Below are 11783 nucleotides of genomic sequence, written 5' to 3' on the forward strand. Positions count from 1 at the left end.
GTATAAAAATTGCGCAGTAAAGGGTGTTCATTTATGATGCACCTGCTATCACGGACTGATGTACAGAAAGAAAGAGATGCTGGCGTGTCCAGCACGAAGTTTGTTAATGATGTAGCCGTGATAAAGAGGTCGTTAATGCCAGGCAGCACCTTGTTCAAAGCGTTTGTTTTGTTTGTCGCCCTTTGGGCTCCCGTCACTCAGGCAGACTCCGGTTGGCAACCCGTTCAGGAAACTATCCGTAAGAGCGAAAAAGATACCCGTCAGTATCAGGCTGTCCGCCTTGATAACGGGATGACCGTGCTGCTGGTTTCCGATCCGCAGGCGGTGAAATCCCTCTCGGCGCTTGTGGTACCCGTTGGGTCGCTGGAAGATCCCGAAGCGCACCCGGGTCTTGCGCACTATCTGGAACATATGACGCTGATGGGGTCCAAAAAATACCCCCAGCCGGATAGCCTCTCCGAATTTCTGAAAATGCATGGCGGCAGCCACAACGCCAGTACGGCACCGTATCGGACGGCGTTTTATCTGGAAGTCGAAAATGATGCGCTGGAAGGGGCGGTGGATCGTCTCGCCGATGCCATTGCCGCACCGCTGCTGGATAAAAAATACGCTGACCGTGAACGTAATGCCGTCAATGCTGAATTGACCCTGGCCCGTACGCGAGACGGTATGCGCATGGCGCAGGTGAGCGCCGAAACCATCAACCCGGCGCACCCTGGATCCCGTTTTTCCGGGGGTAACCTCGAGACGCTGAGTGACAAACCAAACAGCCCGGTGCTTGATGCGCTGCATGCGTTTCGCGACAAATACTACTCCGCAAACCTGATGAAAGCGGTTATCTACAGCAACAAACCGTTGCCAGAACTGGCTGCCATGGCGGCGCAGACCTTTGGACGGGTACCAAATAAAAACATTGACCTGCCGCAGATAAACGTACCGGTAGTCACCGACGCGCAGAAAGGGATCGTGATCCACTACGTGCCCGCACTGCCGCGCAAGGTGTTACGCGTTGAGTTCCGCATTGATAACAACACCGCACAGTTCCGCAGTAAAACGGATGAACTGGTCACCTATCTTATTGGTAACCGCAGCCCGGGAACGCTTTCTGACTGGCTGCAAAAGCAGGGGCTGGTGGAAGGGATCCGTGCCGACTCCGATCCAGTGGTTAACGGCAACAGCGGTGTGCTGGCGATTTCCGCCACCCTGACCGACAAAGGGCTGGCGCACCGTGATGAGGTGGTCGCGGCTATCTTCAGCTATCTCTCGTTGCTGCGCGATAAAGGCGTCGATAAACGCTACTTTGACGAACTGGCACACGTGCTGGATCTCGATTTCCGCTATCCGTCCATTACCCGCGACATGGACTATGTTGAGTGGCTGGCGGATACCATGATCCGCGTGCCGGTTGAACATACCCTGGACGCGGTCAACATTGCCGACCAGTATGACGCTGAGGCGATAAAAGCGCGCCTGGCAATGATGACCCCACAGAATGCCCGCATCTGGTACATCAGCCCGAACGAGCCGCATAACAAAACGGCCTATTTCGTGGATGCCCCTTACCAGGTGGATAAAATCAGTGAGCAAACGTTCGCAAACTGGCAGAAAAAGGCCAGCGAGATCGCGTTGAAGCTGCCGGAACTGAATCCCTACATCCCGGATGATTTCTCCCTGATTAAAACCGCGAAAGCGTACCCACACCCGCAGCTTATTGTTGATGAGCCGACGTTGCGCGTGGTGTACACCCCAAGCCACTACTTCGCCAGCGAGCCAAAAGCCGATGTCAGCGTTGTTCTTCGCAACCCGAAAGCGATGGATAGCGCCAAAAATCAGGTGATGTTTGCGCTCAATGACTATCTGGCCGGTATCGCACTTGACCAGCTCAGCAACCAGGCCGCCGTAGGTGGGATCAGCTTCTCTACCAACGCCAATAACGGACTGATGGTCAATGCAAACGGCTATACCCAGCGTTTGCCTCAGCTGTTCCAGGCGTTGCTGGAGGGCTATTTCAGCTACACGCCAACGGAAGAGCAGTTTGAGCAGGCGAAGTCCTGGTATGCGCAGATGATGGATTCCGCTGAGAAAGGCAAGGCGTACGATCAGGCGATTATGCCGGCGCAGATGCTGTCGCAAATCCCTTATTTCCAGCGTGAAGATCGCCGGGCGCTGCTGCCATCCATCACATTAAAAGAGGTGCTGGCCTACCGCGACTCGCTGAAAACTAACACACGTCCGGAGTTTCTTATCGTCGGCAACATGAGCGAGGACCAGGCCAAAACGCTGGCGGAGAACGTACGTCAGCAGCTCGGTTCAAAAGGCGACGAGTGGTGCCGTAACCAGGACGTGCTGGTTGAGAAAAAACAGAATGTGATTTTTGAAAAAGCAGGTAACAGCACGGATTCCGCGCTGGCCGCCGTGTTTGTTCCTACGGGCTATGATGAATTTGCCAGCTCTGCGCAGAGTGCCGTTCTGGGACAAATTATACAGCCGTGGTTCTACAATCAGCTGCGCACTGAAGAGCAGCTTGGCTATGCGGTCTTTGCCTTCTCCATGAACGTTGGCCGCCAGTGGGGGCTGGGTTTCCTGCTGCAGAGCAGCGATAAACAGCCCGCTTATCTCTGGCAGCGTTACCAGGCTTTCTTCCCGCAAGCGGAAGCTAAACTGCGAGCCATGAAGCCGGATGAGTTTGCCCAAATCCAGCAGGCCGTCATCGCGCAGGTGATGCAGCCGCCTCAGACGCTGGGTGAAGAAGCATCCCAGCTGAGCAAAGATTTCGATCGCGGTAATCTGAAATTTGATTCGCGTGATAAAGTAGTGGCCGAGATAAAACAGCTGACGCCTCAGAAGGTTGCCGACTTCTTCCATCAGGCGGTGGTTAAACCGCAGGGAATAGCCATTCTGTCTCAGGTTTCTGGTAGCCAGAACGGAAAAACGGACTACGTTAACCCGAAAGGCTGGAAAATCTGGAAGAGCGTCAGCGCCCTGCAGCAATCTATGCCCTGGAGTAAGAAAGAATGACCGACACCGCTGAGTCCCTTGATCCCTTACGTTTACCTCTGCAGGGTGAACGATTGATTGAAGCCTCAGCGGGAACGGGAAAAACCTTCACCATTGCCGCGCTTTATCTGCGTCTGTTGCTGGGGCTTGGCGGCCAGGCCGCTTTTCCGCGTCCGTTAAGCGTGGAGGAACTGCTGGTGGTGACCTTCACCGAGGCCGCCACCGCTGAGTTGCGCGGCCGTATCCGTGCCAATATTCATGAACTGCGTATCGCCTGTCTGCGCGAAAGCACGGATAACCCTCTCTACGCGAGCCTGCTGGAAGAGATTGCCGATAAACAGCAGGCTGCACAGTGGCTGCTTCTGGCTGAACGGCAAATGGACGAGGCCTCTGTCTTCACCATCCACGGTTTTTGCCAGCGCATGCTGAGCCTGAATGCGTTTGAATCCGGCATGCTGTTTGAACTGCAGCTTATTGAAGATGAGTCTGAGCTTCGCTACCAGGCCTGTGCTGATTTCTGGCGTCGCCACTGCTATCCGTTACAGCGGGAGATCGCGGAAGCGGTACATGCGTTGTGGAAAGGCCCTGAGGAGCTTCTGCGCGCCATTGAGCGCTATCTGCAGGGGGAGGCCCCGGTCATTAAATCTCCACCGCCTGCGGATGAAACGCTGGCCTCGCGCCATGAAAAAATCGTCGCGAAGATTGCAGCCGTTAAGCAAAAATGGATTGAGTCTGTCGGCGAGATCGACGCCATTATCGAAAACTCCGGGATCGACAGGCGCAAGTTTAACCGTGGCAATCAGGGGAAATGGATCGATAAGATCACTGCCTGGGCGCAGGAAGAGACGCGCGGTTACCAGCTCCCGGATGCGCTGGAAAAATTTTCCCGGCGTTTTCTGGTTGAGCGAACCAAAGCCGATGGCATTGTTCCGGAGCACCCGCTGTTTGTTGAGATCGAAACCCTGCTGGCAGAGCCATTAACCCTTTACGACCTGATGATCACCCGCGCCATGGCGGAGATCCGTGAAGCGGTGTCGCGTGAGAAACGCCGCCGGGGTGAGCTGGGCTTTGACGATATGCTAAGTCGCCTGGACGCGGCGTTGTGCAGTGAAAATGGCGAGGCGCTTGCCGCCGCCATCCGCACGCGCTTTCCGGTGGCGATGATTGACGAATTTCAGGATACCGATCCCCAGCAGTACCGCATTTTCCGCCGCATCTGGCGACAGCAGCCCAACACGGCACTGTTGCTCATTGGCGATCCAAAACAGGCCATTTATGCCTTCCGTGGCGCGGATATTTTCACTTACATGAAAGCCCGCAGCGAGGTTGAGGCGCACTACACCCTGGACACCAACTGGCGCTCCTCGCCGGGGATGGTGGAGAGCGTCAATGCGCTCTTCAGCCGCATGGATTCGGCGTTTATGTTCAGGGAGATTCCCTTCCAGCCGGTAAAGTTCGCCGCCAGAAATGCTTCGTTGCGCTTTGAATTCAACGGCGTGAACCAGCCCGCCATGAATTTCTGGCTGCTGGACGGCGAGGGGTGCGGCGTTACGGACTATCAACATGCGATGGCTCAGCACTGCGCCGCGCAGATCCGGGACTGGCTCAGCGCAGGTACGCGCGGTGAGGCGTTGCTGTGGAAGGGGGACACATCAGCCCCGGTAAAAGCATCCGATATTACGGTGCTGGTGCGCAGCCGTCAGGAGGCGGCGCTTATCCGTGATGCCCTGACGTCACTGAACATCCCGTCCGTGTATCTCTCTAACCGCGATAGCGTCTTTGAAACGCTGGAAGCGCAGGAGATGCTGTGGCTGCTGCAGGCCGTGCTGGCGCCGGAGCGGGAAAGCACCCTTCGCAGCGCGCTGGCAAGCAGCATGCTGGGACTGAACGCGCGCGATATTGATGCGCTAAATTGCGACGAAGCCGCCTGGGATGCGGTGGTCGAAGAGTTTGTGCAGTACCGCGAGCGCTGGCAAAAACGCGGCGTGATGGCGATGCTGCGTGAACTGATGAGGCAGCGCCACATTGCCGAGAATATGCTCGCCACAGCGGGCGGCGAGCGCCGTCTGACCGATATTTTGCATATCAGCGAACTGTTGCAGGAGGCGGGCACGCAGCTGGAGAGCGAGCATGCCCTGGTGCGCTGGCTGGCGCAGCAAATTGCCGATCCGAACAGTAACTCGTCGAGCCAGCAGATGCGTCTTGAGAGTGATAAACACCTGGTGCAAATCGTCACCATTCACAAGTCGAAAGGCCTGGAGTATCCGCTGGTCTGGCTGCCTTTTATCGCCAATTATCGGGTGCAGGATCAGGCTTTTTATCACGATCGCGAGTCGTTCGAAGCGGTGCTTGATCTCAGCAAAGCAGAGTCCAGCGTAGAACTGGCCGAGGCCGAGCGCCTGGCGGAAGATTTACGCTTGCTCTATGTGGCCCTGACCCGCTCGGTCTGGCACTGCAGTCTGGGTATCGCTCCGCTATTTCGCCGCCGTGGCGAAAAGGCAGGCGAGACCGATTTTCATCTCAGCGCGCTGGGCAGGCTGATTCAGCTTGGTGAGCCAAAAGATGCTGCCGGGCTGCGTCAGTGTATTGAAAGACTGTGCGGGGAACATATTGCCCTGCATATCCCGTCGCAACCCGATAACAGTCGCTGGCAGCTGCCAGAACAGCAGACAACCGACCTGCAGGTCCGGCAGATTACGCGAACCGTTGCAGACGACTGGCGCGTGACCAGCTATTCCGGTTTACAGCAGCACGGGCAGAGCATTGCGCAGGATCTGATGCCTAAGCTTGACGTGGATGCCGCAGGTACCGGCAGTGTGCCGGATGAACCGGTGCTGACCCCTCATCAATTTCCGCGCGGCGCGTCACCGGGCACATTTTTACACAGCCTGTTTGAAGAGCTGGATTTCACGCAACCTGTCTCTGAGGAGTGGGTGCTGAAAATGTTGCAAAGCGGCGGCTACGACGCGCAATGGCAGCCGGTGCTCAGCGAATGGATCACCGCTATCCTTCACGCCCCGCTCACGACACAGGGTATTTCGCTCAGCCAGCTGACCGCCAGAGATAAGCAGGTGGAGATGGAGTTTTATCTCCCCATCGCCAGCCCGCTAAGAGCCGAGGCGCTGGATGCGCTGATCCGCGAGCACGACCCGCTATCAGCCGGTTGCCCGCCACTTAACTTCCGTCAGGTTCAGGGGATGCTGAAGGGCTTTATCGATCTGGTGTTCCGCCATGAAGGGCGTTACTACCTGTTGGATTACAAATCGAACTGGTTGGGTGAAAACAGCGAAGCCTATACCCAGCAGGCGATGGCCTCTGCCATGCAGATGCATCGTTACGATCTGCAGTACCAGCTGTATACCCTGGCGCTGCATCGCTATCTGCGTCATCGCATTGCAAATTACCGCTACGAAGACCATTTTGGCGGGGTGATTTACCTCTTCCTGCGCGGGGTGGATGCCGCCGATCCGCAGTCTGGTATTTTTAGTACGCGCCCGGACGCGGCACTGATTGAGAAAATGGACAGTTTATTTGCCGCAGGCACGGAGGAGTTGGCATGACGATGCAGGAATTACTGCTGGAAGCCGTAGAACAGCGTTTACTGCGCCATCTTGATGTGCAGTTCGCCATCATGGTGGCTGGCGAGCAGCCGGCCGTAATGCTGGCTGCCGCTATCCTGAGCAACGACGCGGGGGAAGGGCATGTCTGCCTGCCGCTTTCGCGCCTGACCATTGATGAGAAAATGCCTGCGGCTCTTCAGTCCTGTTTTGCCCTGCTGGGCGAGTCGGTAGACTGGCAGAGCGTTTTGCTAAGCTCTCCTGCTGTCAGCAGAGCCGATACCCAGACGCCCATGATCCTTATTGGCGACCGGTTGTACCTTAACCGGCTGTGGCGTAATGAACTGACGGTAGCGCGCTTTTTCAGCGAGACAAATGCGCCGCTTCCCTGTGAAGAAGCGCGGCTCCGGCAAACGCTGGATGCCCTGTTTACCTCAGATGAGGCGACAGACTGGCAGAAAGTGGCGGCGGCCGTCGCCTTAACGCGGCGGATCTCGGTGATCTCGGGCGGACCGGGCACGGGTAAAACCACCACCGTGGCAAAACTGCTTGCGGCGCTGATTCAGCTGTCGGGTAAGCAAAAATGCCGTATTCGCCTGGCGGCGCCCACCGGCAAAGCGGCGGCCAGGCTGACGGAGTCGTTAGGTGGCGCGCTGCAAAAACTGCCGCTCACGCAGGAACAGCTTGCGCTTTTCCCCAATGAAGCCAGCACCCTGCACCGGCTACTGGGCGCCCAGCCGGGCAGCCAGCGCCTGCGTTACCACGCCGGAAACCCGCTGCATCTTGACGTGCTGGTGGTGGATGAAGCGTCGATGATCGACCTGACGATGATGTCGCGGCTGATTGACGCCTTACCTCCCCACGCGCGCGTAATTTTCCTTGGCGATCGTGACCAGCTTGCCTCGGTGGAAGCCGGGGCCGTGCTGGGCGATATCTGCACGTATGCGAGTCTTGGGTATACCGCGGAACGTGCTGAGGAGTTAGCCCGCCTCACCGGATGTTCGCTCGCAGCCGAAAGTCAGTCTCTCGCGGCGGCGCTGCGAGACAGCCTCTGTCTGCTGCAAAAAAGCTACCGTTTCGGGAGTGATTCCGGCATTGGCCAACTGGCGGCGGCCGTGAACAGAGGGGATCGGCATGCGACCAGTGCCGTTTTTGACGGCAGCTTCAGTGATATTGAGAAGAAATCGCTGCAAACCGGGGAAGAGTATCAGGCGATGCTGGATGATGCCCTGCTGGGCTATCAGCACTTCCTGACGAGCGTGCAGCAGCAACATACGCCTGAGCAGGTCATTGCCGCGTTTGGCGAATATCAGCTGCTGTGTGCGCTGAGAGAGGGGCCTTTTGGTGTCAGCGGCCTCAACGACAGGCTTGAGCAACTGCTTGCGCAAAAGCGCAAAATCATCCGCACGCCGCATTCACGATGGTACGAAGGTCGGCCAGTGATGATCTCCCGTAACGATAGCGCGCTGGGGTTGTTTAACGGCGATATTGGCATTGCGCTTGACCGTGGACAGGGGCTGCGCGTCTGGTTCCTGATGCCGGACGGAAGCGTGAAGTCTGTGCAGCCCAGTCGCTTGCCTGAACATGAAACAGCATGGGCGATGACGGTACACAAGTCCCAGGGCTCGGAGTTCAACCATGCGGCGTTGATCCTGCCCACCCAGCTTTCACCGGTGATTACCCGCGAGCTCATCTACACCGCCATCACCCGCGCGCGTCAGCGCTTGTCGCTCTATACCGACGAGCGTGTGCTGGTGCAGGCGATTGCCACCCGTACAGAACGGCGAAGCGGCCTGAGCGCGATATTTGAGTCCCTCTGAACGAGGTGAGAAAGAGAGGCCGGGTCGGCGCAACGCCACCCGGCGAAGGATCTGTTATCCCAGGTCGGCCATCAGCACCTTTGAGCGGCGTTGATAGTTGTACATCTCTTTTTTACTTTCAGGCAGCAAATCAATATCCACGGGCGTAAATCCGCGCTCCTGAAACCAGTGAATACTGCGAGTGGTCAAAACGAACAGCTTGCTCAGGCCCATCTGGCGCGCCTGAGCCGCCACGCGCTCAAGCAGCATCTCGCCGCGTGAAGAGCTGCGGTAGTCTGGATGGACGGCAACGCAGGCCATTTCGCCGATCTTCTCCTCCGGGAACGGATAGAGCGCGGCGCAGGCGATGGTCAGATTATCGCGCTGGATAATCGTAAATTTGTCGATCTCCATTTCCAGCTGTTCGCGGGAACGGCGTACCAGGATCCCTTGCTGCTCCAGCGGGCGAATTAACTCCAGAATGCCACCGATATCGTTAATGGTGGCGCGGCGGATCTGCTCCGCACTCTCCATTACAATCTGGGTGCCGATACCGTCGCGGGAGAACAGCTCCTGCAGAAGGGCACCGTCTTCCTGATAGCTGATGAGATGGCTGCGACGCACGCCGCTGCGGCAGGCTTTCACAGCACCGCGCAGGAACCGGACGGTACCAGAGTAGTAATCTCCCTCGGCTTCCAGCGCTTCCACGCGGGCCTGGGCCTCATTCGGGAAGAGCTCTGGCACGATCACCCCTTCTTCGTTCACGACGCCCTGTGAGGAGCAAAACCCAATCATTTTCTCCGCCTTCAGTTTGATCGCCAGCTGGGTGGCAATCTCTTCTGAAGTGAGGTTAAAGCTCTCGCCGGTTACGGAAACGGCCACCGGCCCCATCAGCACAATGGCACCGCTGTCCAGTTGACGATGAATGGCTTCCTCATCAATACGACGAATGCGTCCGCTGTGGCAATAGTCCACCCCGTCGTCCACGCCAAGAGGCTGAGCGATGATGAAGTTACCGCTGACGACGTTGATATGCGCCCCCTGAAGCGGCGTGTTGTTCAGGCTCATGGACAGACGCGCGGTGATATCAAGCTGCAGCAGACCCGCTGCCTGTTTCACCAGCTCAAGGGTTTTGGCATCCGTAACGCGGGTATGTTTGTGATAAATCGGCTCGTGATGGTGTGCGGCCAGGTTCGCATCGATCTGCGGACGCGCACCATACACCACCACCAGGCGGATGCCGAGGCTGTGCAGCAGGCCAATGTCATTGACGATGCTGGAAAAGTTTTCATGCTCAATGGCTTCGCCGCCGAGCATGATGACAAACGTTTTTCCCCGATGGGCGTTGATATAGGGAACAGAATGGCGGAATCCCTGGACCAGTTCGGTTCTACGTTCCTTCACCATGGCACAACCCTTAATGAATGTTTATTCGTAATTTATGTATTTTTATTCGATCTTGGCCGCATGTGCAAGCCTAAATTTTCTGCGACCCACAGAAATTAATAAGTAATCCGTGCGTTAACGTATGATTGTTTACCCTTTTATAGATGACAGTTTATGCGTCATTCGTTAAAGTTTTCGGTCAATTTTGATGTTTTGTCTGTCAATCAGATTTCTTGCTCGGGAGAAGCATGTCGGGATCCAATTCAGCAATAAGCCGCCGCCGTTTGTTAAAAGGGGCAGGGGCGATGTGGCTGCTCAGCGTCAGCCAGGTGGGTCTTGCCGCCACAAGTCAGGTGGTGGCGGTGCGCGTCTGGCCGTCGTCAACCTATACGCGTGTGACGGTGGAATCCAATCGGGTGCTGAAATATAAGCAATTTGCCCTGAGCAACCCTGAGCGTGTGGTGGTGGATCTCGAAGGCGTTAACCTGAACTCCGTTCTGAAGGGGATGGCGGCGCAGATCCGCGGTGACGATCCGTTTATCAAATCGGCGCGCGTTGGGCAGTTTGATCCGCAAACCGTGCGCATGGTGTTTGAACTCAAGCAGAACGTGAAACCGCAGCTGTTCGCCCTTGCGCCTGTGGCATCGTTCAAAGAGCGTCTGGTGATGGATCTCTATCCGGCGAATGCAACGGACATTCAGGATCCGCTCCTGGCGTTACTGGAAGACTACAACCAGGGCAATCTGGAGAAACAGGTTCCGCCTGCGCAGAGTGGTCCGCAGCCCGGAAAAGCAGGGCGCGATCGCCCGATTGTGATCATGCTCGATCCTGGCCACGGCGGAGAAGACTCGGGTGCGGTAGGCAAATACCGGACGCGGGAAAAAGATGTGGTGTTGCAGATTGCCCGCCGTCTGAAGGCGTTAATCGATAGAGAGGGCAACATGCGCGCCTACATGACGCGTAACGAAGACGTTTTTATTCCGTTGAAAGTCCGCGTGGCAAAAGCCCAGAAGCAGCGGGCGGATCTCTTCGTCTCTATCCATGCTGATGCTTTTACCAGCCGTCAGCCGAGTGGATCGTCAGTATTTGCGCTCTCAACCAAAGGGGCAACCAGTACCGCGGCGCGTTACCTCGCGGACACGCAGAACGCCTCGGATCTCATCGGTGGTGTGAGCAAAAGCGGCGACCGCTACGTCGATCATACCATGTTCGACATGGTGCAATCGCTGACCATTACCGACAGCCGGAAGTTTGGTAAAGCGGTACTGGGCAAGCTGGGGCGGGTCAATAAGCTGCACAAAAACAGCGTCGAGCAGGCCGGGTTTGCGGTGCTGAAGGCACCGGATATTCCGTCTATCCTGGTTGAAACGGCGTTTATCAGTAACGTGGAAGAGGAGCGTAAGCTCAAGACGGCCAAATTCCAGCAGGAAGTGGCTGAGTCGATTCTGGCAGGGATCCGAGCGTATTTCTCTGACGGGGCGACGCTGGCACGACGTGGATAATGCTCAACGCCGGGTTAACCCCCGGCAAATTCACAAACGACAGATACAAAAAAACACCCTTAAGGGTGTTTATTGTTTTTAGAAGTATTGGTTGCGGGGGCCGGATTTGAACCGACGACCTTCGGGTTATGAGCCCGACGAGCTACCAGGCTGCTCCACCCCGCGGCACCGTACTGCTTTTACTTCATCAAATTTGATTGGTTGCGGGGGCCGGATTTGAACCGACGACCTTCGGGTTATGAGCCCGACGAGCTACCAGGCTGCTCCACCCCGCGTCACCGTACTGCTTATACTTCATCAAATTTTAATTGGTTGCGGGGGCCGGATTTGAACCGACGACCTTCGGGTTATGAGCCCGACGAGCTACCAGGCTGCTCCACCCCGCGTCCGTGGAAGCGCACTATACTCGGTTAGGTTTGTGATGCAACCCCTTTTTCACATAATTCATTAATTTTGTATGTAAATTGAACGACATTGAAACCTTTGGACTATTTTTTGCTCAGAATTTGCCAAAGGGCATGTGATTCCGTTTCATTAGAACA

General features: G+C 56.5%; 5 protein-coding genes and 3 tRNA genes. 4 read left to right on the top strand and 4 right to left on the bottom strand.

Going from position 1 to position 11783, the window contains the following annotated elements:
• The first annotated feature begins 135 nt into the window (after positions 1-135).
• The 3 genes from ptrA to recD are packed head-to-tail and all read left to right on the top strand — an operon-like array spanning position 136 to position 8374.
• Positions 136-3018, top strand: coding sequence for a pitrilysin (gene ptrA, locus PUZ33_RS05610; RefSeq protein ID WP_058680956.1), 2883 nt, complete (start codon positions 136-138; stop codon positions 3016-3018).
• The gene (gene recB / locus PUZ33_RS05615; RefSeq protein WP_058680955.1) at positions 3015-6557 is read left to right on the top strand and encodes an exodeoxyribonuclease V subunit beta; all 3543 of its coding nucleotides are present in this window, start codon (positions 3015-3017) and stop codon (positions 6555-6557) included. The genes ptrA and recB overlap by 4 nt, the downstream gene beginning before the upstream one ends.
• Positions 6554-8374, top strand: a complete 1821-nt coding sequence (gene recD, locus PUZ33_RS05620) for an exodeoxyribonuclease V subunit alpha (RefSeq protein WP_058680954.1) — start codon at positions 6554-6556, stop codon at positions 8372-8374. The genes recB and recD overlap by 4 nt, the downstream gene beginning before the upstream one ends.
• Positions 8375-8428: 54 nt before the next feature.
• Here the strand turns inward: recD and argA are convergent, their stop codons facing one another.
• Positions 8429-9760 (bottom strand): amino-acid N-acetyltransferase, encoded by a 1332-nt coding sequence (argA, locus tag PUZ33_RS05625; RefSeq protein ID WP_013098542.1) that lies wholly within the window; start codon positions 9758-9760, stop codon positions 8429-8431.
• A gap of 227 nt (positions 9761-9987) precedes the next feature.
• Here argA and amiC point away from each other — a divergent pair, with 227 nt between their 5' ends.
• Complete coding sequence (amiC, locus tag PUZ33_RS05630; protein WP_274205305.1) at positions 9988-11241, top strand: N-acetylmuramoyl-L-alanine amidase AmiC; 1254 nt, start codon at positions 9988-9990, stop codon at positions 11239-11241.
• Between the two features lie 88 nt (positions 11242-11329).
• Here the strand turns inward: amiC and PUZ33_RS05635 are convergent.
• The 3 genes from PUZ33_RS05635 to PUZ33_RS05645 form a co-directional block, all read right to left on the bottom strand.
• Positions 11330-11406: transfer RNA gene (locus PUZ33_RS05635), tRNA-Met, on the bottom strand.
• Between the two features lie 33 nt (positions 11407-11439).
• A tRNA-Met gene (locus PUZ33_RS05640) sits at positions 11440-11516 on the bottom strand.
• Positions 11517-11550: 34 nt separating this feature from the next.
• Positions 11551-11627 (bottom strand) — tRNA-Met (locus PUZ33_RS05645).
• Between the last annotated feature and the right edge of the window lie 156 nt (positions 11628-11783).

Source organism: Enterobacter cloacae complex sp. 2022EL-00981, assembly GCF_028737495.1.
Lineage (GTDB): Bacteria > Pseudomonadota > Gammaproteobacteria > Enterobacterales > Enterobacteriaceae > Enterobacter > Enterobacter cloacae.